This is a genomic window from Candidatus Pelagibacter communis (assembly GCF_001179985.1).
In the GTDB taxonomy this organism is placed as follows: Bacteria; Pseudomonadota; Alphaproteobacteria; order Pelagibacterales; family Pelagibacteraceae; genus Pelagibacter; species Pelagibacter ubique_J.
Genome location: NZ_CVSI01000058.1, coordinates 207,241 through 234,228 on the forward strand (window position 1 = coordinate 207,241; position 26,988 = coordinate 234,228).

Annotated in this window: 21 protein-coding genes and 5 tRNA genes; 2 read left to right on the forward strand and 24 right to left on the reverse strand. The window is 29.3% G+C overall.

All coding sequences use genetic code 11. The annotated features are described in order from the left end of the window. Position 1 precedes the first annotated feature (1 nt). The 15 genes from rpsG to AMN80_RS03525 form a co-directional block, all read right to left on the reverse strand. On the reverse strand, positions 2 to 472 hold the full coding sequence (gene rpsG, locus AMN80_RS03455) for a 30S ribosomal protein S7 (protein ID WP_075520594.1): 471 nt from the start codon (positions 470 to 472) through the stop codon (positions 2 to 4). Between the two features lies 1 nt (position 473). Next, positions 474 to 845, reverse strand: a complete 372-nt coding sequence (gene rpsL, locus AMN80_RS03460) for a 30S ribosomal protein S12 (protein ID WP_075520595.1) — start codon at positions 843 to 845, stop codon at positions 474 to 476. A gap of 153 nt (positions 846 to 998) precedes the next feature. Then, the gene (gene rpoC, locus AMN80_RS03465; RefSeq protein WP_075520596.1) at positions 999 to 5,168 is read right to left on the reverse strand and encodes a DNA-directed RNA polymerase subunit beta'; all 4,170 of its coding nucleotides are present in this window, start codon (positions 5,166 to 5,168) and stop codon (positions 999 to 1,001) included. Between the two features lie 2 nt (positions 5,169 to 5,170). Continuing rightward, on the reverse strand, positions 5,171 to 5,479 hold the full coding sequence (locus tag AMN80_RS03470; RefSeq protein ID WP_075520597.1) for a c-type cytochrome: 309 nt from the start codon (positions 5,477 to 5,479) through the stop codon (positions 5,171 to 5,173). A 2-nt stretch (positions 5,480 to 5,481) separates the two neighbouring features. Further along, complete coding sequence (gene rpoB, locus AMN80_RS03475; protein WP_075520598.1) at positions 5,482 to 9,564, reverse strand: DNA-directed RNA polymerase subunit beta; 4,083 nt, start codon at positions 9,562 to 9,564, stop codon at positions 5,482 to 5,484. Positions 9,565 to 9,615: 51 nt separating this feature from the next. Next, the gene (gene rplL / locus AMN80_RS03480) at positions 9,616 to 9,990 is read right to left on the reverse strand and encodes a 50S ribosomal protein L7/L12 (RefSeq protein WP_075520599.1); all 375 of its coding nucleotides are present in this window, start codon (positions 9,988 to 9,990) and stop codon (positions 9,616 to 9,618) included. Positions 9,991 to 10,003: 13 nt separating this feature from the next. Continuing rightward, a complete protein-coding gene (rplJ, locus tag AMN80_RS03485; RefSeq protein ID WP_075520748.1) occupies positions 10,004 to 10,510 on the reverse strand; it encodes a 50S ribosomal protein L10 in 507 nt (168 codons plus the stop codon). A 5-nt stretch (positions 10,511 to 10,515) separates the two neighbouring features. Then, a complete protein-coding gene (gene rplA, locus AMN80_RS03490) occupies positions 10,516 to 11,205 on the reverse strand; it encodes a 50S ribosomal protein L1 (RefSeq protein ID WP_075520600.1) in 690 nt (229 codons plus the stop codon). Continuing rightward, the gene (rplK, locus tag AMN80_RS03495; protein ID WP_075520601.1) at positions 11,205 to 11,633 is read right to left on the reverse strand and encodes a 50S ribosomal protein L11; all 429 of its coding nucleotides are present in this window, start codon (positions 11,631 to 11,633) and stop codon (positions 11,205 to 11,207) included. Before rplK ends, rplA begins: the two co-directional genes overlap by 1 nt. After that, on the reverse strand, positions 11,633 to 12,163 hold the full coding sequence (gene nusG, locus AMN80_RS03500; protein WP_075520602.1) for a transcription termination/antitermination protein NusG: 531 nt from the start codon (positions 12,161 to 12,163) through the stop codon (positions 11,633 to 11,635). The genes rplK and nusG overlap by 1 nt, the downstream gene beginning before the upstream one ends. After that, positions 12,163 to 12,354 (reverse strand): preprotein translocase subunit SecE, encoded by a 192-nt coding sequence (gene secE, locus AMN80_RS03505; protein ID WP_075520603.1) that lies wholly within the window; start codon positions 12,352 to 12,354, stop codon positions 12,163 to 12,165. Before secE ends, nusG begins: the two co-directional genes overlap by 1 nt. 14 nt (positions 12,355 to 12,368) lie before the next feature. Continuing rightward, a tRNA-Trp gene (locus tag AMN80_RS03510) sits at positions 12,369 to 12,444 on the reverse strand. Between the two features lie 9 nt (positions 12,445 to 12,453). Continuing rightward, positions 12,454 to 13,644, reverse strand: coding sequence for an elongation factor Tu (tuf, locus tag AMN80_RS03515; protein WP_075520604.1), 1,191 nt, complete (start codon positions 13,642 to 13,644; stop codon positions 12,454 to 12,456). Positions 13,645 to 13,679: 35 nt separating this feature from the next. After that, positions 13,680 to 13,753: transfer RNA gene (locus AMN80_RS03520), tRNA-Gly, on the reverse strand. A 44-nt stretch (positions 13,754 to 13,797) separates the two neighbouring features. Further along, positions 13,798 to 13,883 (reverse strand) — tRNA-Tyr (locus AMN80_RS03525). A gap of 135 nt (positions 13,884 to 14,018) precedes the next feature. Between AMN80_RS03525 and rlmB the strand changes: the two genes are divergently transcribed. Both rlmB and AMN80_RS03535 read left to right on the forward strand, forming a co-directional pair. After that, the gene (rlmB, locus tag AMN80_RS03530) at positions 14,019 to 14,765 is read left to right on the forward strand and encodes a 23S rRNA (guanosine(2251)-2'-O)-methyltransferase RlmB (RefSeq protein WP_075520605.1); all 747 of its coding nucleotides are present in this window, start codon (positions 14,019 to 14,021) and stop codon (positions 14,763 to 14,765) included. A 29-nt stretch (positions 14,766 to 14,794) separates the two neighbouring features. Beyond that, positions 14,795 to 14,870, forward strand: a tRNA-Thr gene (locus tag AMN80_RS03535). A gap of 86 nt (positions 14,871 to 14,956) precedes the next feature. On the opposite strand, the gene AMN80_RS03540 is transcribed toward AMN80_RS03535, so the two are convergent. The 9 genes from AMN80_RS03540 to AMN80_RS03580 form a co-directional block, all read right to left on the reverse strand. Continuing rightward, positions 14,957 to 15,661, reverse strand: coding sequence for a DUF6994 family protein (locus AMN80_RS03540; RefSeq protein ID WP_082256551.1), 705 nt, complete (start codon positions 15,659 to 15,661; stop codon positions 14,957 to 14,959). 12 nt (positions 15,662 to 15,673) lie between these two features. Next, positions 15,674 to 16,690 (reverse strand): MrcB family domain-containing protein, encoded by a 1,017-nt coding sequence (locus AMN80_RS03545; protein WP_075520607.1) that lies wholly within the window; start codon positions 16,688 to 16,690, stop codon positions 15,674 to 15,676. 156 nt (positions 16,691 to 16,846) lie between these two features. Continuing rightward, complete coding sequence (locus AMN80_RS03550) at positions 16,847 to 18,037, reverse strand: hypothetical protein (RefSeq protein WP_075520608.1); 1,191 nt, start codon at positions 18,035 to 18,037, stop codon at positions 16,847 to 16,849. Positions 18,038 to 18,041: 4 nt separating this feature from the next. Continuing rightward, positions 18,042 to 18,770, reverse strand: coding sequence for a glycosyltransferase (locus tag AMN80_RS03555; protein WP_075520609.1), 729 nt, complete (start codon positions 18,768 to 18,770; stop codon positions 18,042 to 18,044). Further along, positions 18,770 to 19,588, reverse strand: coding sequence for an NAD-dependent epimerase/dehydratase family protein (locus tag AMN80_RS03560; RefSeq protein WP_075520610.1), 819 nt, complete (start codon positions 19,586 to 19,588; stop codon positions 18,770 to 18,772). The genes AMN80_RS03555 and AMN80_RS03560 overlap by 1 nt, the downstream gene beginning before the upstream one ends. 1 nt (position 19,589) lies before the next feature. Next, entirely contained in the window at positions 19,590 to 20,813 is a 1,224-nt protein-coding gene (locus tag AMN80_RS03565) for a DegT/DnrJ/EryC1/StrS family aminotransferase (protein WP_075520611.1), read from the reverse strand. Positions 20,814 to 20,837: 24 nt separating this feature from the next. Continuing rightward, positions 20,838 to 21,608, reverse strand: a complete 771-nt coding sequence (locus AMN80_RS03570; RefSeq protein ID WP_075520612.1) for an NAD kinase — start codon at positions 21,606 to 21,608, stop codon at positions 20,838 to 20,840. A 4-nt stretch (positions 21,609 to 21,612) separates the two neighbouring features. Beyond that, positions 21,613 to 21,698: transfer RNA gene (locus tag AMN80_RS03575), tRNA-Leu, on the reverse strand. 136 nt (positions 21,699 to 21,834) lie between these two features. After that, positions 21,835 to 26,661, reverse strand: a complete 4,827-nt coding sequence (locus AMN80_RS03580) for a type ISP restriction/modification enzyme (RefSeq protein WP_075520613.1) — start codon at positions 26,659 to 26,661, stop codon at positions 21,835 to 21,837. Between the last annotated feature and the right edge of the window lie 327 nt (positions 26,662 to 26,988).

Consider the following 26,988-nt stretch of genomic DNA (forward strand, 5'->3'; position numbering starts at 1 on the left):
ATTACCATCTAAAATGAGCAAAAGCTTTGTTAGACTCTGCCATTTTGTGAGTGTCCTCTTTTTTTTTAATTGCTGATCCTCTGTTTTGATATGCATCATAAATTTCATTAAAAATTTTATCAGACATTTTTTTATCTTTTCTTTTTCTTGATGCATCTATAAGCCATCTTATCGCTAATGCTTGTGATCTTTTAGATTTAACCTCAACAGGAACTTGATAAGTAGCTCCACCTACACGTCTTGATCTAACTTCAACAGTTGGTTTAATATTCGTAATTGCTTGATTGAATATTGTTATAGGCTCATCTTTAGATTTGGATTTAATTTTTTCTATGGCATCATATACAATTTTTTCAGCAATAGTTTTTTTGCCATCATACATAAGAGAATTTATTAATTTTGGAATTATCGCAGATTTATATTTTGCATCTAATGAAATATTTTTTTTTGAGGAGCTTTTTTTACGAGACATTTTATTTACCTTTTTTTGCTCCGTATTTAGATCTTTGCTGTTTTCTTGCTGTTACACCCTGTGTATCTAAATTACCTCTCAAGATATGATATCTTACCCCTGGTAAATCTTTTACTCTGCCACCTCTGATAAGAACAACCGAGTGTTCTTGCAAATTATGACCTTCGCCAGGTATATAAGATGTTACTTCGTGTCCATTAGATAATCTTACTCTTGCTACTTTTCTTAATGCAGAATTTGGTTTCTTAGGTGTGGTTGTATAAACTTTTAGACATACACCTCTTTTCTGGGGAGATTTTTCAAGCGCAGGAACTCTGTCTCTAGCCTTTGGTCTAGTCCTTCTTTTTTTCAACAATTGATTTATCGTCGGCATAATATAGTAATGATTAAGGAAGAAATTAAAGTAGTCTAATGTCTGTGGTCGCGTTTAGTACCTAAATAGCACTACTATCCAACCAAAATCTTGGTGAAAATACTATAGTTTTTGAAATTGTCAAATTAAAACAATAAAAAAAACGCTCTATTATTATGGATTTGCAGGCGTTTCAGCTTGTTCTACTTTTTCTTGCTCAGATAAGAATTTTTGATCGTCTTCTAATGCTTTTTTATTCCATTTGTTTTTAATTGAACCGGTTCCAGCAGGAACTAATCTTCCAACAATTACATTTTCTTTTAATCCAGCTAAAGTATCAACTTTTCCTTTTATAGCAGCGTCTGTGAGAACTCTTGTTGTTTCTTGGAAAGATGCAGCTGATATAAACGACTCTGTTTGTAAAGATGCTTTTGTTATTCCCATTAATACTCTCTCTCCAACAGCTGGTTTTTTTCCATTTTTAACTAATTCTTCATTCACATTTTCCAATTTAAACCTATCTATAATTTCACCAGGTAGATAATCTGAGTCTCCAGAGTTTTTTATTTCAACTTTTTTAAGCATTTGTCTTAAAATAGTTTCGATGTGCTTATCATTAATTATAACACCTTGTAGTCTATAAACTTCTTGAACTTGATTTACAAAATATTCTGTTAGTTCTTTAATACCTAAAATTCTCAATATATCGTGTGGTAATGGTTGACCATCTAAAAGATATTCTCCCTTTTTGATTTCTTCACCAGGATTAAAATTAATATGTTTTCCTTTTGGTATTAGGTAATTTGAAGTTTCACCAGAGTCTGATACGATTGATACTTTTTGTTTTCCTCTTACTTCTTTTCCAAACATAACTTTACCATCGTTTTCTGCTATGATTGCACTGTCTTTAGCTTTTCTTGCTTCAAACAATTCAGCTACTCGTGGCAATCCTCCTGTAATATCTTTCGTCTTTGAAGTTTCCTTAGGTAATCTTGCAATTACGTCTCCAGCGCTTATTTTTTGTCCATCTTTTACTGATAAGATTGAATCTGGAACTAAATAATATCTGGCTTCATTATCGTCTGCTTTTTTAACAACATTACCTTTTTCGTCTCTTAGAGTAATTCTAGGTTTTAGCTCAGTATTTTTAGATTGAGATCTCCAATCAATAACTGATTTGGAAGATATACCTGTTGTATCATCTTGAGTTTCAGAAAGAGAAACTCCATCTATTAAATCTACGAAATTAACTATACCGCTTTTTTCAGCGATAACTGGTGTTGTATACGGATCCCATTCACAAACTTTTGAATTTTTTTTAACTTTGTCTCCATTTTTAAAGAAAAGTTTTGATCCGTAAGGAACTTTATAAATTGCAATCTGCATTCCTTTTTCATCTTCCAAAGAAATTTGTGTATTTCTTCCCATTACTATTTGGTTTTTTTTGGAATCCTCTAATAAGTTTGTATTAATTATTTTTAAAACACCATCGTTTTTAACAACTATTTGAGAGTCTTGTTTAATTTGAGCGGTACCACCAACGTGAAAAGTTCTCATTGTTAATTGTGTACCTGGTTCACCAATTGATTGTGCTGAAATCATTCCTATAGCTTCACCTACGTTAACCATTTGACCTCTTGAAAGATCTCTTCCATAACACATCGCACAAACACCTTCTTTAGAACCACAAGTTATAACAGAGTATACATTTATAGCTTTAACACCAGCTGCATCAATTTTTTCACAACCAGCCTCATCTATCATTTCACCTTTTTTAATTATAACTTCACCAGATATTGGATTTTTGACATTATCAGCAACGACTCTTCCTAGAGCTCTTTCTGATAAACTGACGATAATATTTCCACCTTCAATTATTTCAGATAAAGTAATACTTCCTTTACTTTTACAATCACAATCTTTTTTTGTGATTGTTAAATCCTGAGCAACATCACATAATCTCCTAGTTAAATATCCTGAATTAGCAGTTTTTAATGCAGTATCTGCAAGACCTTTTCTGGCACCGTGAGTAGAGTTAAAGTATTCAAGCGCAGTTAGGCCTTCTTTAAAATTGGAAGTAATTGGTGACTCGATAATCTCACCAGATGGCTTTGCTATTAAACCTCTCATCCCTGCTAATTGTTTCATTTGAGCAGCAGAACCTCTGGCACCTGAATCTGCCATCATAAATACAGAGTTTATATTAAGTCCTTCATCGGTTTTTTCCGTAGCAGATATACCTTTCATCATTTCAGATGCAACATTGTCTGTACATTTTGACCAAGCATCGACAACTTTATTATATTTTTCACCTCTTGTAATTAAACCCTCTGAATATTGATTTTCGTAGTCTTTAATTAATTTTTTTGTTTCCTCTATTAATGATTCTTTGCTATTCGGGATAATCAAATCATCTTTACCAAAAGATATTCCCGCTTTAAAAGCATGCTTAAATCCTAAGTCTTTAAGTTTATCACAAAATATAACTGTACTTTTTTGGCCAGTAAATCTAAAAACAATATCTATTATTTCAGAGACAACTTTTTTAGGAAGTATTCTATCAATTAGACTGAAGGTGATGTCTTTGTCTTTAGGTAATAGATTGGCTAATAAGAATCTTCCAGCTGTACTTGTATGTTTTTCAAATTTTATTTTACCATTTTCATCAACAGTCTCAAATCTAGATATAATTCTTGAATGAATTTTTATACTGCCAGATTCTAAAGCTTGTTCAATTTCAGAATTATTTACAAAATAACCTTCAACTTTTTTTTCCTGGTATGGAGGCAAAGACAAGTAATAAATTCCTAATATCATATCTTGACTAGGTACAATTATAGGTTTTCCATTAGAAGGGCTTAAAATATTATTTGTTGACATCATTAATACTCTTGCTTCAAGTTGTGCCTCTAAACTTAGAGGTATATGAACTGCCATCTGATCACCATCAAAGTCTGCATTAAAAGCTGCGCAGGTTAATGGATGTAATTCGATAGCATCTCCCTCTATCAATTTAGGTTCAAAAGCTTGAACACCAAGTCTGTGTAGTGTTGGAGCTCTATTTAGTATAACAGGGTGCTCTCTCACAATAAGTTCTAATGCATCCCAAACTGCATTTGTCTCTCTTTCAACTAATTTTTTTGCTTGTTTAATTGTTGAAGCTAAGCCTAATTTATTTAATCTTGCGTATAAAAATGGTTTAAACAATTCTAAAGCCATTTTTTTTGGAAGCCCACACTCATGCAATTTTAAATCTGGCCCAACTACAATTACAGATCTACCTGAATAATCAACTCTTTTTCCAAGCAAGTTCTGTCTAAATCTACCTTGTTTACCCTTAAGCATCTCTGCTAAAGATTTTAATGGTCTTTTTCCAGTTCCAGTTATTACTCTACCGCGTCTACCATTATCAAAAAGGGCATCGACAGATTCTTGTAACATTCTTTTTTCATTTCTAACTATTATGTCTGGAGCCTTTAAATCCATTAATCTTTTTAAACGATTATTTCTGTTTATTACTCTTCTATATAAATCATTTAAATCTGAAGTAGCAAATCTACCACCGTCTAATGGTACTAAAGGTCTTAACTCTGGAGGAATTACAGGTATTACGGTAAGAATCATCCACTCTGGTTTGTTTCCTGTTTTAATAAAGGAGTCAATTAACTTTAAACGTTTTATAGATCTTTCCTCAGAAACTTTAGATTTTGTCTCATTAATCGTCTTGACCAATATTTCTTTTTCTTGCTCAAGATTTATCGATTTTAAAATTTCTAAAATAGCTTCGGCGCCTATTCCAGCAGTAAAAGATTCTTCTCCAAATTCGTCTTGATATTTAATTAACTCCTCCTCAGATAGCAATTGGTTTTTCTTTAGACCAGTTAATCCAGGTTCAATTACAATAAAATTTTCAAAGTATAATACTCTCTCCACTTCTTTCAATTTCATATCGACTGCTAAAGATATTCTGCTTGGTAGCGATTTTAAGAACCATATATGAGCAACAGGTGTTGCTAGATTTATATGTCCCATTCTCTCTCGTCTTACATTTGATTTTGTTACTTCAACACCACATTTTTCGCAGATTATGCCTCTAAATTTCATTCTTTTATATTTTCCACATAAACACTCATAATCTTTGATCGGACCAAATATTCTTGCACAGAACAAACCGTCTTTTTCAGGTCTAAAGGTTCTATAGTTTATAGTTTCAGGTTTCTTAATTTCTCCATAAGTCCATGATTTAATTTTTTCAGGACTCGCTAGAGAAATCTTAATACTATTAAAATTTTGAACATCTGATATCTCACTACTTTTAAAAATGTTACTTAAATCTTTTTTCATAATTATTGCACGAATGAACTAAGTTTATTTTTCCAATTTTTTCCTTCTTTTGATACAAATAATGCTACTGCTTCTATTTCTTTTTCAGATAATTTATCTTTATAAGCTGGCATCACGCCATATCCATTGGTTACTATATTTACAACATGTTCCTTTGAAAGTTGATTGTTTCCACCATCAGCTGCATTTAAAATATGACAATTTACACAAGCTTCTTTGTTGTAAAATATTTCTTGTCCAATTTTTATAAAATCTTCAGCGAATAGATTTGTAGGCATTAATAATAAAGTTAATAAAGTTATTTTTCTCATAATTAATTTAATTCGACATTTAATGCTAAGGATTTTATTTCTTTAACCAAAACGTTAAATGACTCAGGTATTCCTGACTCAAAATTTTCTTCACCCTTAACAATTGTTTCATAAACTTTTACTCTTCCAGCTACATCATCTGATTTAACAGTTAATATTTCTTGCAATGTGTATGATGCTCCATAAGCTTCTAAAGCCCAAACTTCCATTTCACCAAATCTCTGACCACCAAGTTGTGCTTTACCACCTAGAGGTTGCTGTGTTACTAAACTATATGGTCCTGTCGATCTAGCATGAATTTTATCTTCGACTAAGTGATGAAGTTTTAGCATATAAATTGTTCCAACAGTTACGGGTCTATCAAATTTTTCACCTGTTCTACCATCCCAAAGATCTGTTTGACCTGAATTGGGTAACTTTGCTATTTCTAACATCTTGGTTACATCTCTCTCTTTTGCTCCATCAAAAACTGGAGTCGAAATTGGAACACCATTCATAAGATTTTCACATAGATCTGAAAATTCAGTTTTAGATAATTTTTCAATTGAATTTCCAAGTATTTCTTGACCATAGATTGATTTTAAAAATTCTTTTATTTTTTGATTTAACTCAAATTTTTTTTGATTTTCGGTGATTAGTGATTTTAATTTTTCTCCTAACTCAGTACATGCCCATCCTAAATGAGTTTCTAAAATTTGACCAACATTCATTCGACTTGGTACACCCAGAGGATTTAATACTATATCCACAGGTTTGCCATTTTGTCTGTAAGGCATATCTTCAACAGGGACAATTTTACTTACAACTCCCTTATTTCCATGTCTACCAGACATCTTATCTCCAGGTCTAAGCCTTCTTTTAATTGCAACAAAAACTTTTACCATTTTCATAACGCTAGGTAAAAGGTCATCGCCTTGTCTAATTTTTAAAACTTTATCTTCAAACCTTTCTTTTATATCGAGACTAGCCTCATCGTACTGATCTTTGAGTTTGCTAAGTATTTCATTCTTCTTTAAATCATTTAGATCTATTTTAAAAATATCTGAAATTGATAAATCTGCGATATTTTGCTGATTAATTTCGTCACCTTGATTTAAATTTTTAATTTTTTTTGCTAATCTATGACCGTTCAAAATTTGAAGTGTTCTTTGTTTGATACTCCTGTTTAAAATTTCTTCTTCAACAATTCTATCTTGCTGAACTAGATCAATCTCTGCTCTTTCTATAGTAATTGATCTCTCATCTTTTTCTATACCGTGTCTGTTAAAAACTCTTACGTCTATAACTGTTCCACCACTTCCACTAGGCATTTTTAGAGAAGTATCAGTAACATCAATGGCTTTTTCACCAAATATAGATCTTAATAATTTTTCCTCTGGCCCTGAAGCAGTATCACCTTTAGGGGTTACTTTTCCTACAAGTATGTCCCCAGGTTTTACTTCGGCACCTATATAAACAATTCCAGACTCATCTAAGTTTTTTAAAGCTTCCTCGTTTACATTGGGGATATCTCTTGTGATGTCTTCTTCACCTAATTTTGTGTCCCTTGCCATTACTTCATACTCTTCAATATGGACAGAGGTAAAGACATCGTCAGTTACACATCTTTCAGAAATTAAAATCGAATCTTCGAAATTATATCCCTGCCAAGGCATAAAGGCTACTGTAACATTTTTTCCAAGAGCAAGTTCACCAATTTTGGTGGAAGGTCCATCAGCAATTATATCTCCATTTTTTACTTTATCACCCACCCTGACTAAAGGTTTCTGATTTATACAAGTATTTTGGTTCGATCTTTTAAACTTTTGTAAATTGTAAATATCAACACCAGATTTAGAGTAATCAGTCTCACCCGTAGCCTTTATAACAATTCTTTTTCCATCAATTTTATCTACAATACCGTCTCTTTTTGCAACAATTGTTACGCCTGAATCTAAGGCTACATCACTTTCAATTCCTGTTCCTACTAATGGAGACTCTGGTTTAAGTAATGGAACTGCTTGTCTCATCATATTAGATCCCATTAACGCTCTGTTTGCATCGTCATTTTCTAAAAATGGTATTAAAGATGCAGCTACAGAAACTAACTGCTTTGGAGATACGTCAATGTAATCAATATTTTCAGGTTTAGATAAAATAAAGTTCAAATTTTGTCTGCTTGATACCAAATCTTCTGTTAATTTTCCGTTTTTATCAATTTTTGAATTTGCTTGAGCGATTGTATATTTGGTCTCTTCCATAGCTGATAAATATTCTATTTTTTCCTGAACAACTCCATCAACAACTTTTCTATAAGGAGACTCTATAAAACCATATTTGTTAATTTTTGAGTATGTTGATAAGCTATTTATTAATCCAATATTTGGTCCTTCTGGTGTTTCGATTGGACATATTCTTCCATAATGTGTTGGGTGAACGTCTCTTACTTCAAAGCCAGCTCTTTCTCTTGTTAAGCCTCCAGGACCTAATGCAGAAACTCTTCTTTTGTGTGTAATTTCAGATAATGGATTTGTTTGATCCATGAATTGAGAAAGTTGAGACGTAGCAAAAAAATCTTTCAAAGAAATTGTCAATGGTTTAGCATTAATCAAATCTTGTGGCATAGCAGACTCAACATCAAGAGTTGTCATTTTTTCTTTAATTGCTCTTTCCATACGATAAACACCAATTCTAGCCTGATTTTCTACAAGCTCACCAACTGATCTAACTCTCCTATTTCCTAGGTGATCAATATCATCAACCTCATCTTTACCATCTCTGAGATCGAGCATTTTTTTAACTATTGAGATAATATCATCGTTTCTTAATATTGTAATTTTATCAGAACAATCTAAATTTAATCTTGAATTTAATTTAACTCTTCCAACATCTGATAAATCGTATCTGTCAGAACTAAAAAATAAATTATTAAAAATCTGTGAAGCTATTTCAATTGTCGGAGGTTCACCAGGTCGCAATACTTTATAAATTTCATTTATTGCTTCATGTTTTGTCTCATTTTTATCATTAAAAATCGTTTGTAACAAATAAGGACCTTTATTAATAGAACTTGTAAAAGCAGTTTCAATAATAGTAAGGTTTTCCTCAATAGCTTTTTCTATTATGGTTTCATTTATTTCGGTTCCAATTTTAAAAACATCTTTACCTAGAGAAAATTGTTTAACAATGTATTTGCCATATAAAAACTGGCTATCAACATATATTTCTTTTAGTCCATCGGAATGTAATTTTTTTGCTTTTAAGTAATTAATTTTTTCACCTTTTTTAATAATTATTTTATTTGTTTTTGCGTCAATTATTTCTTCTGAAAAGTTTTTTGATTTGAAATGGTCTGGATTAAATTTTGTTTTCCATTTTTTTAATTTACTATCAAAATGATAAGTTTCTTTATCATAAAATTCATTTATCATATCTGATTTACTAAAACCCAATGCTAATAATAAAGTTGAGACAAGGATTTTCTTTTTTCTATCTACTCTAAAATATAATAAATCTTTAACATCATACTCAAAATCTAACCACGATCCTCTGTTTGGTATTACTCTACAATTAAATAATAATTTTCCACTTGCATGAGATTTCCCTTTATCATGATCAAAGAACACACCGGGACTTCGGTGCATTTGATTCACGACAACTCTTTGAACACCGTTAGTAATGAAGGTTCCACTATTTGTCATCATAGGAACTTCACCCATATACACTTCTTGTTCTTTGGCTGATAAAATATCTTTTGTATTATTTTCCTGATTTATTTCATAAACAACCAATCTTAACATACACTTTAATGCAGAAGAGTAAGTAAGACCTCTTTGTATACATTCATCAACGTCAAATTTAGGTTTTTCAAGTTTATAGCTTACATATTCAAGTGTTGCTTTATCATTAAGATCCTCTATAGGAAAAATACTTTTAAAAACTCTATCAAAACCTTTGATAAACTGTGGATCTACATCTTTTTTAAATTCGGTAAGTTCTTTGTATGAGTTTTTTTGGACCTCTATAAGATTTGGAATAGAAAGACCTTCTTTTAATTTTCCAAAGTTCTTTCTAATATTTTTCTTTTTAGTAAAAGATAATTCCATTTAATATCAACCGTTAAAAATCAAATTAACAGCTTTTTTTATAAATTTTGTTTATTTAAGTTCTACTTTTGCACCAGCTGCTTCGAGTTTTTTTTTCATCTCTTCAGCATCTTTTTTATTAACACCCGATTTAATTTCTTTTGGTGCTGCCTCAACTAAATCTTTTGCTTCTTTTAAGCCTAATGTAGTAATAGCTCTAACTTCTTTTATTACATTAATTTTTTTGTCTCCTGCTGAAGCTAAAAAAATTGTAAATTCATCTTTTTCTTCTGCGGGTGCACCTCCAGCTGCAGCTCCTGCTGCTGGCGCTGCTACAGCTGCTGCTGCAGTAACTCCCCATTTTTCCTCTAATTGTTTTGATAATTCTGCTGCCTCAACAACAGTAAGTTTCGATAGTTCGTCTATGATTTTGTTTAGATCTGCCATACTTCTTCCAAGGTTATTTTTTTGATTTTTCGAGCGCTAAAATAGCGATTTTTGAGGCTGGCGCAAGTAAAATACTTGCGATTTTTTGAGCTGGAGACCTCAATATTCCTACAATTTTAGCCCTTGCCTCATCCAGAGAAGGTAATGTTGCAACATTTTTTACTCCAGCAACATCTAAAATGTCTCCTCCCATGATTCCACCAAGAATTTTTAAATGAGAGTTTTCTTTTGAAAAGTTTGTTAAAATTTTTGCTGACGTAATAGCATCAGAAGATAAAGCAACTGCAGTAGGTCCTGTAAAAAATTTTGACAATTCTTTACACTTTGTTTTTTCTAAAGCTAGTTTGGTAATCCTATTTTTAGTAATCTTGAATTGAATACCATGTTCTCTCATTTTTTTTCTTAATTCATCTAATTGTTTTACTGTAAGTCCTTGATAATGAGCGACTATAACAGCCTCAGATTTATCAAATTGATCTGTCATCTCTTTTATATAAATTTGTTTTTTTTCTTTACTTATCATTACTATATACTCTTACCTATTTTAACTTTATAAGAAACACCCATTGTTGAGGTTATAAAAACATTCTTTATTAAATCACCTTTAATTGTTAGGTTCGATTTCTCTTTTTCTAAAGTATCTATCACTGTATTAAAATTTTTGATCAGATTCTCATCAGAGAATGATTTTTTTCCAAAACTTAGACCAATATTCCCATCTTTGTCATTCTTAAGTTCAATTTGTCCTGCTTTTGCATTTTTAACTGCGTCTGAAATATTATCTGTTACCGATCCTAACTTTGGGTTTGGCATTAAGCCTTTTGGTCCTAAAATTTTACCAAGTTTCGAAAGTTTAAGCATCATCGATGTTGTGCTGATTAATTTTTCAAAATCCAATTCCCCACTTTTGATTTTTTCAATTAAATCATCTCCACCAACTAGATCAGCGCCTGCATCTTTTGCTTCTTTTTGTTTAACTTCTTCAGCTACAACAGCCACTTTTGTTTTTTTTCCTGAGCCACTAGGAAGATTAACCGCTGTTCTAATATTTATTTCACTTTTTTTTTGTTTATTGTTAATTAAAATGTTTAGATCTATTGATTCATCAAATTTTGTTGTACAATTTTTTTTAACAATCGGTATCAAATTGTCTATTGACTGAGGTTTTTCTAAATTAGTTTTTTTTGGTAATTTTTTATATCTCTTTGAATTCATCAATCTTTTACCTCTATTCCCATAGATCTTGCTGATCCTGCTATAATTTTAACTGCCTCATCAATATCATGAGCATTAAGGTCTTCCATTTTCTTTTTTGCTATTTCCTCAGCTTGTTTTTTTGTAATTGATGCCACAATATTTCTTCCAGGTTCTTGAGATCCACTTTTTAATTTTGCTGCCTCCTTAATAAAGTGTGAAGCTGGTGGAGATTTAATTACAAAGTCAAATTTTTTATCTTTATAAACTGTGATGATTACAGGTACTGGCTTTCCCATGAAATTTTTAGTTTTATCATTAAAAGCTTTACAAAATTCCATTATATTTATTCCTCTTTGTCCTAAAGCCGGTCCAACTGGCGGTGCTGGATTTGCTTGTCCGCCCTTAATTTGTAATTTTACATATCCGCTTATTTCTTTTTTTGCCATTAGCTTACCTTTTCGATTTGATTAAATTCTAGATCAACTGGTGTTGGTCTACCAAAAATAGAAACTGAAACTTTCACTCTAAGTTTTTCTTCATCTATATCTTCAATTAATCCTGAGAATGATGCGAACGGTCCGTCGACAACTTGAACTTTTTCCCCCACTGAATAATCAATAGTAGATTTAGGCTGTGCTACACCATCTTTCATTTGTCCTAAAATCTTTTCAATCTCTTTATCAGAAACTGGAACTGGTATGCCTTTAGATCCTAAAAATCCACTTACTTTTTTTATTCCTTTGATCATATGATAAATATTATTATCCATTTCACTTTTTATTAACACATATCCTGGAAAATACTTTTTTTTTCTTTGTACTCTTTTTCCTCTTTTTACCTCGGTTACATCATGTGTTGGAACGACAATTTCCTCAATTTTGTCTGATATTTTAGCTTTATCAGCCTCCTCCTTTATTAATTGGGCTACTTTGTTTTCAAAACTTGAGTGTGATTGAACTATGTACCAGTTTTTCATCAAAATCCTATTTTTAATATTAATCCCAAAACAAATTGAAAAAATTGATCTAAAAGTAAAAAGAAAATTGATGCTATGATAGCCATCGCAGCAACCATTAAAGTTCCTTGTAATGTTTCTTTACCCGTTGGCCAAGTAACTTTAAATGCTTCTTGTTTTACCTCTTGTAAAAATTTAACAGGGTTTTTCATATCTTCCTTTAATCTGGCAGGAGCGGAGGGACTTGAACCCCCAACCTCCGGTTTTGGAGACCGGCGCTCTACCAATTGAGCTACACTCCTATAGGTAGCTTACTTAATTATTTTTGTTACTACTCCTGCACCTACAGTTTTACCACCCTCACGAATAGCAAAATTTAACTTTTCACTCATAGCAATAGGTGTAATTAATTTGACTGTAAATTTAGCATCGTCACCAGGCATAACCATTTCTGTGCCAGAGGGAAGTTCAACTTCTCCTGTAACATCTGTCGTTCTAAAATAAAATTGAGGTCTATACTTAGTAAAGAAAGGAGTATGTCTACCACCCTCTTCTTTTTTTAAAACATATGCTTGAGCCTCAAATTCTGTGTGTGGAGTTACAGAGCCAGGTTTCGCTAACACTTGACCTCTCTCAACATCTGTTCTTTCAACACCTCTTAATAGTGCTCCAATATTATCTCCGGCTTCTCCGGTGTCTAAAATTTTTCTGAACATTTCAACACCAGTACAAACTGTTTTTTTAGTGTCTCTAATACCAACAATTTCTATTTCTTCACCTGTTTTTACAACGCCTTGTTCAACTCTACCAGTTACAACTGTACCTCTTCCTGAAATTGAAAATACGTCTTCAACTGGCATCAAAAAAGGTTTGTCTTTTGGTCTATCAGGTTGTGGGATGTGTTCATCAACCGCCTTCATTAGTTCCATTATAGCTTTTTTACCAATTTCCTCATCTTTACCTTCTACGGCAGCTAAAGCTGATCCTTTAATAATTGGAGTTTTGTCACCAGGGAATTTGTAAGAAGTTAATAACTCTTTTATTTCCTCTTCAACAAGTTCAATTAATTCTTTATCTTTTACTTGATCAACTTTATTTAAAAAAACAACAATAGCTGGTACTCCAACTTGTCTTGCTAAAAGAATATGTTCTCTAGTTTGAGGCATTGGACCATCTGCAGCATTAACTACTAATATTGCACCATCCATTTGAGCTGCTCCTGTAATCATGTTTTTAACATAGTCGGCGTGACCTGGACAATCTACGTGAGCGTAATGCCTTTTTTCAGTTTCATATTCAACGTGAGCAGTTGAAATTGTAATTCCTCTTTCTTTTTCCTCTGGGGCTTTGTCAATTTGATCATATGCTGTAAATTGAGCTCCACCAGTCTCCGATAATACTTTTGTTATCGCAGCAGTTAGTGTTGTTTTACCATGGTCTACGTGCCCAATTGTGCCAATGTTACAATGTGGCTTGGACCTATTAAATTTTTCCTTTGACATTACTGTTTTACCTCACTTTAATTTTTTTAATATTTTGGAGCGGGTAAAGGGAATCGAACCCTTACATCCAGCTTGGAAGGCTAGCGTTCTACCATTGAACTACACCCGCATACCCAAGTTAATACTCCAAGTTATTTTATTACTTTAAAAGAATGGTGGAGGGGGAAGGATTCGAACCTTCGAAGACCGAAGTCAACGGGTTTACAGCCCGCCCCATTTGACCGCTTTGGTACCCCTCCTAAATAATAGGAGTAGCGTCACCTTGTTCAATTAAAGCTTTAAACAACAGGGGTTTTATATATTTTTATTGAACAAATGCAATATGAGAAATAACAAGAAAATGAGTAAAAAATTAAGTAAAATTAAGGAAAATTATGTCAAATTCTAACTTTTATATCGTTGGGAAACATCCAGTTATTGAGGCTTTAAAAAATCCAAATAGAAAAGTAACTAAACTTTTTCTTACAGAGGAAAGCAAAAAAGCAATTCATAGGGAAAACAACAAGGTAAATCTTTTAAAAGATATTAAAGTTTATTTCAAAACTAAGAAGGAGCTAGATAAATATTGTAAGAATGAAAATATTTTACACCAAGGGTACGTCGCGGAAATAGAAAAACTAGAGGATTTATCTTTAAAAGAGTTTATCAAAATGAAAAAAAATAAAACTCTATTGTGCCTACAGGGGGTTACAGATCCGAGAAATATAGGTTCAATTATTAGAAGTGCTCTAGCATTTAAAATTGATGGTATTGTAGTTAAACAGAGACATTATCCTGAAACAAGTAAGACAATGTATAAAGCAAGCAGTGGAAGTATTGAGTATATGAATATATTTAAAGTATCTAATATTAATACGACTTTAAAATTTCTTAGAGAAAAAAATTTTTGGGTGTATGGTTTTGACTCTCATGCAAATAAAGATTTTTCAGAGGTTGAATGGAAAGGTGATAATGTTCTCTTATTTGGGTCAGAAGGTTTTGGATTAAACGAAAAGACTGAAAAGTATGTTGATTATTTTGTGAAAATAAAAATTAACAAAGACTTAGAAAGCTTGAATATATCTAATAGTGCATCAATAGTTTTTTTTCATATAAACAAAGCAAAAAAAATTGTTGATTAGTGCTAAATATATTATAAAAAACATGCAATGCCCTTGTAGCTCAGCTGGTAGAGCAATTGATTTGTAATCAATAGGTCCGCGGTTCGAATCCGTGCGGGGGCACCATCACTCAATAAAATCAACGTTAATTTTTTTAAAAATTTTATTTTTAATCAAATTTCTATTTTAACTGTGACGCTAGTGTGACGAATTTATAAACTGAATTTGAAGTTTTTAATTCTCTTGTTTCGAGAAACTACAAAATTCGACAAACTTTCTTTATATAATCTATATTGGTTTGTGTCACTTGGAAGAGAAGACTCCTCAAAACTCTTAAATGGGATAAAATATTTTATTTCTGAATAGTTATTATCAACTAAGTCTTGTAATAAAAAAAAGTCAACGTAGCCTTGAAAATTAACAAACAACGTAAAAAATGATGAATATCTTTTTAATGTTTCATTTAATGGGTTATCTTCGTCTCTATAATATCTTCTAATACACTCTAAAGTTAAATCAAATCTATCCCGAATTTTTTTATTTATACCTCTGGCTCCATTAATTGTCATTTTATTGTTTATTCTTTCAGATGGAAAAATTATGTATCCACCAATAGTACTACATAAAGAGACAAATTTTTTTATCTCTTCCGTTTTTATATTTTTGATAATATTTTGTGTGCTTTTAATTTTGCTATAGGTGTTTGCAATAGAGTCACTTGATAAAATAAACTCACCTGACTCTGATTTGTGATAGAGACGCATTGAAATAGTCTCATTTAGTTTAAATAATGTTCCATTGGGAAGTATTTTGCTCCATAAGTTTTTATGATAATTTCTTAAGGTAGGACTATAGCTATCTGGATCCTTCCCTTTTGGTGTGTCTGAATAAACGTTAAAGTTAATATCTATATTCACCAAAAAGCTCTATCACTTATTTTTTAAAAAGTTTTTATAATCAACTTGTATTTTTTCTTTAAATTCTTCCAAGCTAGGGCATCCATACTTATGGATCATTCTATGACAGTTCGCACATAGTATAGCAAAATCTTTTTCATCTCTACCTAACTCCTCATTTAAATCTATTTTCTTCAATATTTCTGACTTAGGAACTATGTGATGTGCTTCAACATAATCCAATTTATCGTTATACTTTCCATAAATCTTCTCAAATTTTAGATTGCAAGCCTGGCAAGTATAATCAAATTTTTTCTTTAAACTTTTGATAAACTTTGGGTCAGTTTTAATATAATACTTTTCGTGTTCTCTATGTTTCTTTAAAGCTTTTTTTTCTGATCCACTTAAATCTTTTATAATTTCTACTTCTTCTGGATCAATATTTTCGATTAATTCACTAGTACCACCTCTTTGAATAATATTTTCATAAATGTTTAGAATATTTTTAGCATCGTTAATTAATTCATTATTAGACGGCAAATTTTTAACATCATAGATTTTGCCAAAGGCACAAGACTTAACCCAAACTTCTCTTTCTTTATCACTTTTAAGTGTGATTTTAGTTCCGTGTACATTTTTAAATCCAAACTTTTTAAAATCACCTGCTTTATTCTTTAAAATTATCCCTCTAGATATTAAGATATCATCTGCTTCATTTTTATATTCTGATTTTATATCTCTGTATCCTTGGCCTAACGAAAGCATAATTTTTTTTCCATTCTCAAAAAAAGAATAGACTGGATAATACCCTCTAGTAGCAGTCTCTGACACTCTAGGGTCTAACAACACTATCCAAGCAACCCTACTCCAATTTCCAGCATGTTTAGCAACAAGCACTTTGTATTTTGAAATGATATAACCTAAATCATTTTTAAAAGATTTCGGAACTTCGGATCTAATAAATTTAGCTAAAGGATGATTTTTTAATGTTTGTTTCTTCGCTTCAGGGTATTCTTTTGCAATTTTTTCAAATACAGATCTAATATCCATTTTAAAACTCTATCACTGTGACGCTAGTGTGACTAGATCTAAGTTAAATGTCAAATTTCGTTGGAAATAAATATCTATTTAAAGTTTTATCATTGATTTCTAATCAATAGGTCCGCGGTTCGAATCCGTGCGGGGTCATCACGATTATTTTGATAATCAGGTTTTAAATTTTAATTCTAAGTGTTTATTAATTACTTTTGAAAAATGAATACAAACAAAGGTAAATAATAAAATCTTAATAGAATGAACAATAAATGCTTTTACTGCGTAAATTAAAGTGTACCTATCTCCCCCCTCTATATAAAGGCTATTTATACAGATAAATATCAAAAATAAATAAATGTACTTAAATTTGACATTTGATTTTATAATGAAAGGCAATGTAAAAATTAAAAACACTAAACCGTAATCCCAATTCGAAAAGAAAAGAACTCTACCAATAAAAATACCACCACCACAAATAAAAAGTTTTTCTTCTAAATTAAATTCATTAGATGTCTTTTTTTTACCAAAATCAAAATTGTAGTAAAATATTGCAATTGAATAAATACAAGCCAGAAAAATAGCTAAATTTTTAAAGTAAATATAATTATTTTCATTAATAAATAAATCATATCTTATTGAAAAGTAGGAAATTCCTTTAATAATAGATGTTATGCCGTGAACGATTATCAATGCATAATCTACAGAGTTTTTCATAATAAAGAAAATTTCCTCTCGAATTAAAAGTAAAAAAAACAGTGATAAAACTATAATTGTATAAAAAATTATTTGTTTTTTCATAAAAACAAAAATTGAAAAAATAGGATATAACTTTAAATAAATTGAAAAAAAGAAAATTGGAATCTTTAAATAATTATTATTAATAATACAGGTTAGGTAAATTAATATAACTATTGCTATTTCAATATTTAATCTTTCTAACAATAATAAATTAGATGTTGAAAAAAAAAATAAAACTAAGAAAAAAGAAAATATTCTTGAATTAAATTTAAAAGCTAAATCAACTAAAATGAGAGTGTAAAAATATATTAATATAAAATTGAATATTCTGAATTTTGTAGGATCATTAAATCCAAAAAATTCAAAAATAATTAACCAGATTTTAGTATAGGAATATGGTTTTTGAATAAGATCATAAGGATTATAAAGATAAGGATCGAAACCTTCTGAACTTGCTTTCAATGCTCTTGAGATTGAATCCAAGTCTGAAAATGGAGGTATTTGATATGGTATATTTACAAATTTCCAAAAAACTTTCCAGTTTTCAATATCCAAAGATATGTAAACTACAAAAGATGAAACTAAGAGAGGAATTAAAAACAGAGAGCAATATTTTAATTTCATAAATTTATTTTTTAATTTTGTATCTTTTTTTTATAATGAAAAGTTTTATTAATCCTATAAACGAGTTAACAATTAACTTAAAATTAACACTACTCTCACCTCTGATCCTATTAACAAAAATAGTGTTCGTTTCTCCAATGCGTAGTTTATTAATATTTAAAGCTAAAAGAAATTCCGATAGGATAATAAAACCGTCACCAATTTTACCGCACTTATTTAAAATAATATATACAGCCTTACTTGAGTAAATTCTAAATCCATTCGTGTAATCACTAACATTAACTCTTAATACTAATTTGGCTAAAATGTTTGATAACTTTGAAAAAATTTTCCTAGATATAGGCCAGTTAATTATTTTACTATTTTTTAAATATCTACTTGAAATTAATAAATCATAATTTTTTTTTTTGAATAATTCGATATTTTTTTTTAGCTCAACCGGTCTATGAGAAAAATCAGCATCCATTTCTATAAAAATACATTTTTTACCTTTGCTAAAATTTTTTCTTAAACCAAATAAAACAGCTGAACCCCTACCTCTGGCATTTTTTCTATGATAATAATTAACGCGTAAATATTTATTTTTTTTAACAATTTTGCCAATTTCGTTATCTATTGAATCGTCAACTATTACAATGTGAGCTTTTGGTACTACTTTTTTTATGTTTTTGATTAAACGATGAATATTTTCTTTTTCATTAAATGTTGGAATAATTATACTTATGTCTTTCATTAATAAAAGTATTTAATATTATCTTTAAATCTTGATGGACGCCATTTTGTTTTTAAAAGTTTATTATTATTAGAAATTAGATAAGTTGGTCTATGTGTATTTTTAAAAACAATATCTTTATTTTTTTTGTTAAATAATTTGACAATTTTTCTCAAATCAAATTTTTTTCCGCTTCCTATATTGTATATACCAAATTTAGAAGTTTTCATTAGTATATAAATAGCCGATATAATATCATTAGTATTCAAAAAATCTCTGAAGTGATTTATATTTTCAAAAATTATTTTCTTTTTTGAATTATTCAATTTTTTTTTTATAGCAGGAATGACAAAAGGCTCTTTCTGTTTTTTATCAGTAAAGCTAAAAATTCTACCAATACATACCTTAATTGGATATTTCTTTAATTTTTTTAACAATAATTTTTCAGCTAATATTTTAGTTTTTCCATATTTACTAGCAGGATTTAATTTTGATTTTTCAGAAATTTTTTTAAATTTATCTAATGGTTTATAGACATGAGATGTTGAAGAAAAAAAAAGCCATTTTGGCTTATTTTCTTTTTTTTTTAATGAATTTATTAAATTATTTGTACCAATAACATTTACTTTATATGCTTTTTTGTAATTTTTATTAACTAAATTGGTTGGTACTAATGCAGCAAGATGAATTAATATATCGAAATCTTTTTTTTGTATCCATTGATTAACTTTTTTTTTGCTCGTTATGTCTCCACGAAATTCATAAAATTTTAATGGTAACTTTTTTTTTAGTTTTGAACCTAAAACTCCTCTAGATCCTGTTATTGCACAAGTAAGCATTTTAAATTTTAGAAACTTTTAATAATAATTCTGCCAATTTTTTAGCCACAATGTCCGAAAGCTTTGTGGTTGGCAATCCAATAAAAAAACCTCTCTTATCAATTTGTTTAGAGTTTTGTAATTTTTTTAAATTGTAACTTATATTATATAACTTGATAGCAGGCTGATTTACAAAATTTCCGCTAATGATAGGTCTGGTTTCAACTTTATTTTTATTTAAATAATTCAAAAATTTTTCCTTTTTTTTAATATATTTTGTATCAAGTAAAATCGGTAAACCAAACCAACTTGGTTTTAAATTTTTATGTGGGTAAAAAAAACTAAATTGTTTATGCCAATTTTTTGATTTTTTAATAAAATTTATTATCTTATTTCGATTATAATTTCTTATGGACATCATTTTTGAAAGTCTTTTGAATTGATTTAATCCTATCGCCGCAGAGATTTCTAAAGGCCTTAAATTAAAACCTGAGTTTATAAAGTTAAATTTTTTATTAACTCTTTCTTTTTGAATATCTCTATCCCAACCATGTGCCCTTAAGGTTTTGAGTAATAAATAATCATCTTTAGTTTTACAAGCAATCATACCACCTTCACCTGAAGTTACTTGATGTGAATAATAAAATGAAAATGAGCTAAAATCACCAAAAGAACCTAAATATTTATTTTTATATTTTGATCCTAATGACTCGCAATTATCCTCAATCAAATATATTTTTTTCTTATTAGCAAACTTTTTAATCTCATCTATATTTGAAGTATTTCCTAAAACGTTAATTATCACTATAGCTTTAGTTTTTTTTGTTACATTTTTTTTTATAGTGTCTAAATTTATGGTAAAAGTGTTTATATCTACATCAATTAATTTTGGTTTAAGTCCAGCTTGAACTACGGGCCACAATGAAGTAGACCAGCAAATTGATGGCACTAAACATTCATCACCTTGATTTAATCTATTTTTTTTCTTTGGATTAATTAATGCAAATAAAGCTAATAAATTTGCAGAAGAACCAGAGTTAACCATCATGCAGTAATTAAGTTTAAGTTTTTTCTTGAAATATTCTTCAAACTGTTTAGTTTTTTTTGACATTGTGAGCTGCCTACTTTGTAAGACTTTAAACCCTTCAGCCAAATCATCTTTACTTAATGCATTCTCATGCAGTGGGTAATGAAATCTATTATTATTATCTTTTTTTATTAAAAGTTTTAATATTTTTTTTTTCAAAATTTATCCTTGTATCTATTATTGCTAATTTATCTCTTTTCGAATTTGTTCTAACTTAATTTTTTTTTGTAAACTTCTACTAATGTCGTAAAGTAAATTAAACTTTAATCTTTTATTTGTTTTAATTTTAATTGTCCTAGCATTTCTTACTTCGATGTTATCAGCAACTGCACTAATAGGTCTTTTTTTGATATTTAAGTTTGTAATTGTAATTTCAGAATTATCACTTACTATTTTCCCTTTCCAGCGTCTGGGTCTAAACGGACTGATAGGAGAAATAGAAAGTTTTTTTGAGTTTAAATTAAGAATGGGCCCATGAACAGAAAGATTATAAGCTGTACTTCCGGCGGGAGTTGAAACTAGAACACCATCAGAAATTAACTTTTTGATAATATCTTTTTTTCCATTTTTAATTGATAAATTAGCAGCTTGTCTACTTTGTCTTAAAATTGAGACTTCATTTATTGCTATTGAAGTTTTTGAGAGACCAGTTTTATTTGTGACTCTCATTTCAAGAGGAGAGATTGAAATCAATTTTGCTTTTTTTAAGTTATTTAAAATATTCTTTTGTGAAAATTTATTCATTAAAAAGCCATAGTTTCCAGAGTTAATACCGTAAAAAAATTTTGAACTACCTTTATTTTTTTTTAAAGTTTTCAGCATAAAGCCATCACCACCTATTACTATATTCAAGTTGTCATGTTTCAGATTATTATTTTTTAAAATTTTGAGTAGTTTTAATTTAATTCTTAAAGATGACTTATTTTTGTCAGAGGTAATAACAATTTTTTTCATTTAATGGTGCCCTCGGCCAGACTCGAACTGGCACTCCATAAATGGCAAGGATTTTAAGTCCTTTGTGTCTACCAATTTCACCACGAGGGCATTAATGAATTTCATGAGTGTTTATGCCAATATTTATAATTGAACAAGAGGAATAAGTAAATTTTTTTTATTTTATCTTTTTAGGTACTGGTCTGGTACTGGTTATCCTAGAAGGTCCTATAACTTATATAAAGGTTTATATTAAATTAATTTTTGGAATTTTTTTTATCAATTTTTGTGTTTCCACTGAAATATGAATTATTTTTAACAATAAATTAAAAGAATAAGACGGATCTTTCATAGCTTCTTTGTTAAATTCATTAATATCATTTGTAAAACCAGTTTTATCATCCTTTTTAACTGAATGTCGTTCCATTATCCATTCGATAGCAGATTTTCCACTTAATCTATAATCATAAGCCTCAAGTGGTATATCTTTAATAGTAATATAATTATTAAATTTAATTTGAGTTTTATCAGGACTAGATCTTGTACCAACAAAATTTATTTGAGATATATTGTAAAACTCTTCTTTGGGATATTTTTTTTTGTTATTATGAAAATCCACATTAAATTTTGCACTATATAATCTTTGATTATCAAAATCTAAATGTAGGTTTGATAGTTTTTTTCCTATATCATTGATTTGCATAAAATCTTTATACTTTACTATTGGAATTCTAGGCATTCCCTTTATTAAATTATTATGAAATTTTTTCCTGTAATGATCTGAATGTAAAATTCCATATACATAATAAAAAATTTGGTCCTCAGTTACTTTTTTATTTAATTTTTTTTTAAAAAGAGAGACTATTTCTGGATTTAAGTTATTTACTACAGTAGATTTGTCTTGGAATAAACTACTCTGACTATCATCCTCATTATTATTTTTATCATTGTAATAAATATACCTTGGAAATGTATGTGAAGTATTAAGTAGATGATATTCAAAAGGTTTATTTACCATTAAACAACTAAATTCACTAAAACCAGTGGTAATAACTATCGACATATTTTTATGTTTTTTTGGAAAGATTTGTTGGTGTTTTCTAGGTCTTGATACAATAAAATTATCTAAATAACACCATGTAGAAACAAATGGTCGATACAAAACTTTTTGAATTTTTTTTTCATCAAATCTATATTTTTGTTTTCTCCTAAATTGAGCTTCTAATGTACTATCCCACTTTATATCTTTATCCTTAAAATTAATCTTATTATAATTTATTTTTTGATCAATTAAGCTATTAAATTTTTTTGTCATATTTCTTGTTATATTTATTAATTTTGATTTAGAAAAATTAATAGCATACGAGTCTCTTGCTGATGCAAAACCACTTGATGTAATTGAAAAAAGATAATTTTTAAAATCTACATCATTTTTGTTAATTGAAATATATTTATCAAATTCTTTGTTGGTTTGGTTAATCCAATCATTATTTTTATCAGGTGTAATTGATACAAAAAGATTCTTATCTTCGATATTCTTTATAGATTTTAAATTAAATATTTTATTTAATTTTTGTTCTTTTGTTAAATAATCTCCAATATCATAATATTTAATATCAGCTTTTTTATTTTGTTTATTTTTATTTTTAACAAGAATTGTAATTGCGACTGGTGTCCTCGAACCCTCACCAAAAACATTACCTTTTTCCTTACGTCTTATTTCACCTTGAGTTCTCGCATTTCCTCTCAGATTAAATATATAAATACTGCTAAATTCTTCTTCAAAACATTTTCTTAATCCATCTGTTGCATTAGCATCTATCCAACTTGCATTGGTAACAAATCCTATAATACCCTCATCTTTTATTCTATCTGATGCCCATCTAAATGCCCTTATATAACTATCATATATCTTATTTTTATTTGAAGAATTTGAGTTCTTCACATAGGTTTCATAGATTTTTGAATCTAAATTTCTATAAGAAACGTTTGCAGCATCATCACTAAAAGATTTTTGACCAGCTGAATATGGTGGATTACCAATTATCACTCTAATATCTCTTTTTTTTTGATTAGTTCTTCTGTTAGAATTATCAGGTAGTAAATCAGCTATTAAATCTCTATCTTGTTCATACAACTGAAAAGTATCAGTCAACACTGACCCACTAAAAGGTCGATACGAGTTCTCTTTAATTATTTCTTGGTAAACAGACTCGATATTAATACCAGCGATATAGTATGCTAATAGAACAATTTCATTACAATGTATTTCGTTTATGAATTTATGTTTTAAATTTTTCTTATCAATCAATTTCGATTGAATTAATCTTGTTATAAAGGTTCCAGTTCCTGCAAACGGATCCAAAATATGTATATTTTTTTCAGATAAAGATGAATTAAAATCTCGAATAAGTACATCATTAATAGATTTTAATATAAAATCTACTACTTCAACTGGAGTATAAACTATTCCAAGTTTATTAGTTGTTATTGGAAATGCATTTTTGAAAAATCTTTCATACAACTCATTAATTAATGTTGTTCTTCCTTTGGATGTTACTATATCTGAAGCTCTTCTTTTTACGCTGTCATAAAATTTTTCAAGTGATTTTGTCTCAACTTTTATATTATAATCATAAATATTTGTTAAAACATTGTGAATTGCTTTTGAAACTGCATTATCTTTTACGAATTCATTTCCTTGAAATAATGTATCAAAAACGGGTTTTGTTATTATATGTTGAGCCAGCATTTCAATTGCATCATTTTCAGATATTTCAGGATTCAAATCGTCTCTAATTTCTCTTAGAAACAGTTCAAATGTTTTCCTTTCTTTAGACTTTTTATTTACTAAAATTGAATTTAATCTTGAAATATGTGTCTGAGCTATTTTGGCGATATCATTTGCCCAATTTTCCCAATAATCTCTTGTTCCGCATTTATCAACTATTTTTGCCTTAATTGCTTTGGATAAATCATTTATTTCAAAAGATAATTGATTTGTTTCTAAATCATCATCTTTTTTATTTTCAATATTTATAAGATTATCATCAGTATCTGGTATTACTTTTGCTGAGGTTTTAATGTCATCAATTTCAGCAGTTAAGGACTCAAGTTCATCATTATAGTTAATTATATCTATTTTATCTGAAACATCTTCGCCTAACTTTATTTTGTTAATTGTACTATCTAGTCTTTCATCATGTGCTCTAAGAGCATTTAAAATTTGCCATACAACACTGTATTTCTCGTTATTATCAAGAGCTCTTTCAGGTGTTACACCTGGTGCGATTGTGACAGGTATCACCACATAACCAATATCTTTTCCCTCTGCTTTTCTCATTACCCTTCCAACAGACTGAACAACATCTACTTGACTTTTTTTGGGGTGAAGAAACATTATTGCATCAAGAGATGGTACATCTACTCCTTCAGATAAACACCTAACATTTGATAAAATCCTACATTGATCATCTGGAATTTCTTCTTTAAGCCAATTTAAATGTTCTGTTCTCCTATCAGCATTAAAGGTTCCATCAATATGTTTTACATCAATATTAAGTTCTATTTTTTCATTTTTGTTCTTGTAGGTATAATCTTTAATTACATTTTTAAATTCACTTTCAAAAATTTTGGAAATTTCTATATTTTGGGAAAAGGCTAGAGCTCTTTTTATTGGGCTATGATTATTATTATCAAAACCAACTTTAGCTAAGGCTTTATAGCAACCAATAATTTTTGTAGCATCGTCAAGTCTAAGCTCTGAGCCGTCTTCAAATGATTTTTGAAGATCTCTACTTACCTTTGTTTCATCTATTGCAAGAATAACTACTTTATAGTCTGATAAAAGATTATTTTCTACAGCCCAATTAAATCCTCTAAAAAAAAGTGTTTCACCATAAATTTTTTTATCATCCATTGAAGCTAACGCAATATCCTCTCCTTTTGCTTTAGATTTAGCTTTCTCTCCATAAATTTTTGGTGTAGCAGTCATGTAAAGTCTTTTTTTTCCTTTAATAACTGCATTGTCATGAATTTTTACAAAATTAGATTCATCTTCATCAAATAAAGTCGCACCTGTAGTTCTGTGAGCTTCATCACAAATAATTAAATCAAAGTCTGGGATATCAAATTGTTTTTGAGCTTTTTCTATAACATCAATTGATTGGTAGGTCGAAAAAATAACTATCATTTTATTTTTTTCACAATTTTTAATTTGTTTTGATAAATCCTCTGAATTTGTTGTCGCTGGAAATGCAAGATCATTCAATGATATTTCAATTTTATCATCTGATGGTTTTCTTTTTCCCACTTTCACATCTGAACAAGCTGAAAAAGCATAAAAATCATCAATAGAATCGTTTTTCCATTCTCTTACAGTTTGAGACATGAGTGCTAAAGATGGAACAATATATAAAATCAATTTATTTTTTGATTTTAATTTTTCAGCGATATTTAAGGCTGTGAAAGTTTTTCCAGTACCACAAGCCATAATAAGTTTACCACGATCTTTTTTATTTAAACCAGATAACACAGCATCCACTGCTTTAATTTGATGGTCCCGTAATTCTTTTTTTTTGTTTAATACAACTTTTTCATCTTTTAAATATGATAACCAATCAATCCGACTCTCTTGTAATTCATTCAATTGAATTCTTTGATATTTTTTGTCTAAATTATTAAATACTTTTTTTGCATTTATTCCTATATCTTGAGAAGAAGTATCTATAAGAATTAGTCTTTCAAAATCATCAGTTGAAGAAGCTGAAATAAAAGAGTCTATATCTGATTTAGAAATAGTATGTTCAGATTGATAACACTTACATTGAATTGCACAAAATTTATCACTTCCATTTATTTTTGCTACTAAATCTATTCCGATGTCTGATTTAGAATAATTTTTGTTTGCTTTTGACCAATCTTTATAATGCCAAATTTTTGAAAATTGTTGTTTTTGTAATGGATCATTTTCAAAAAAAATTTTACACATTTTTTCAAAAACATCCCCTAGATCTTTATCATTTTTAGCTTTTTTTCGGATAATTTTAATAGCTTCTGAAAAATTTGAGTCCATGAAACTATATTATATCTTTAGGTACTGGTTTGGTACTGGTTTTAAAGATCAATATACTGAGATTCTTTATGAAAATGTTTACAAATTATAAAGATGCTAATGTTTAAAAGAATTTAAGACTACGTTAGACTACCACGGACTGACTCACTTGTGAATCCCTCGGCTTTTAAGTCCTTTGTGTCTACCAATTTCACCACGAGGGCATCTGTTATTTTCATTAGTGTTTATGCCAATATTTATAATTGAACAAGGCTAATAAGTAAATTTTTTTTATTTTATCTCCCTAGGTACAAGTCTAGTACAAGTTCTCCTATAAAATCCTATATC

Excerpts from the sequence above, each read along its gene's own strand:
- rpsG (WP_075520594.1), bottom strand. The coding sequence starts at position 472 with ATGTCTCGTAAAAAAAGCTCCTCAAAAAAAAATATTTCATTAGATGCA.
- rpsL (WP_075520595.1), bottom strand. The coding sequence starts at position 845 with ATGCCGACGATAAATCAATTGTTGAAAAAAAGAAGGACTAGACCAAAG.
- rpoC (WP_075520596.1), bottom strand. The coding sequence starts at position 5,168 with ATGAAAAAAGATTTAAGTAACATTTTTAAAAGTAGTGAGATATCAGAT.
- AMN80_RS03470 (WP_075520597.1), bottom strand. The coding sequence starts at position 5,479 with ATGAGAAAAATAACTTTATTAACTTTATTATTAATGCCTACAAATCTA.
- rpoB (WP_075520598.1), bottom strand. The coding sequence starts at position 9,564 with ATGGAATTATCTTTTACTAAAAAGAAAAATATTAGAAAGAACTTTGGA.
- rplL (WP_075520599.1), bottom strand. The coding sequence starts at position 9,990 with ATGGCAGATCTAAACAAAATCATAGACGAACTATCGAAACTTACTGTT.
- rplA (WP_075520600.1), bottom strand. The coding sequence starts at position 11,205 with ATGAATTCAAAGAGATATAAAAAATTACCAAAAAAAACTAATTTAGAA.
- rplK (WP_075520601.1), bottom strand. The coding sequence starts at position 11,633 with ATGGCAAAAAAAGAAATAAGCGGATATGTAAAATTACAAATTAAGGGC.
- nusG (WP_075520602.1), bottom strand. The coding sequence starts at position 12,163 with ATGAAAAACTGGTACATAGTTCAATCACACTCAAGTTTTGAAAACAAA.
- secE (WP_075520603.1), bottom strand. The coding sequence starts at position 12,354 with ATGAAAAACCCTGTTAAATTTTTACAAGAGGTAAAACAAGAAGCATTT.
- tuf (WP_075520604.1), bottom strand. The coding sequence starts at position 13,644 with ATGTCAAAGGAAAAATTTAATAGGTCCAAGCCACATTGTAACATTGGC.
- rlmB (WP_075520605.1), top strand. The coding sequence starts at position 14,019 with ATGTCAAATTCTAACTTTTATATCGTTGGGAAACATCCAGTTATTGAG.
- AMN80_RS03545 (WP_075520607.1), bottom strand. The coding sequence starts at position 16,690 with ATGGATATTAGATCTGTATTTGAAAAAATTGCAAAAGAATACCCTGAA.
- AMN80_RS03550 (WP_075520608.1), bottom strand. The coding sequence starts at position 18,037 with ATGAAATTAAAATATTGCTCTCTGTTTTTAATTCCTCTCTTAGTTTCA.
- AMN80_RS03555 (WP_075520609.1), bottom strand. The coding sequence starts at position 18,770 with ATGAAAGACATAAGTATAATTATTCCAACATTTAATGAAAAAGAAAAT.
- AMN80_RS03560 (WP_075520610.1), bottom strand. The coding sequence starts at position 19,588 with ATGCTTACTTGTGCAATAACAGGATCTAGAGGAGTTTTAGGTTCAAAA.
- AMN80_RS03570 (WP_075520612.1), bottom strand. The coding sequence starts at position 21,608 with ATGAAAAAAATTGTTATTACCTCTGACAAAAATAAGTCATCTTTAAGA.
- AMN80_RS03580 (WP_075520613.1), bottom strand. The coding sequence starts at position 26,661 with ATGGACTCAAATTTTTCAGAAGCTATTAAAATTATCCGAAAAAAAGCT.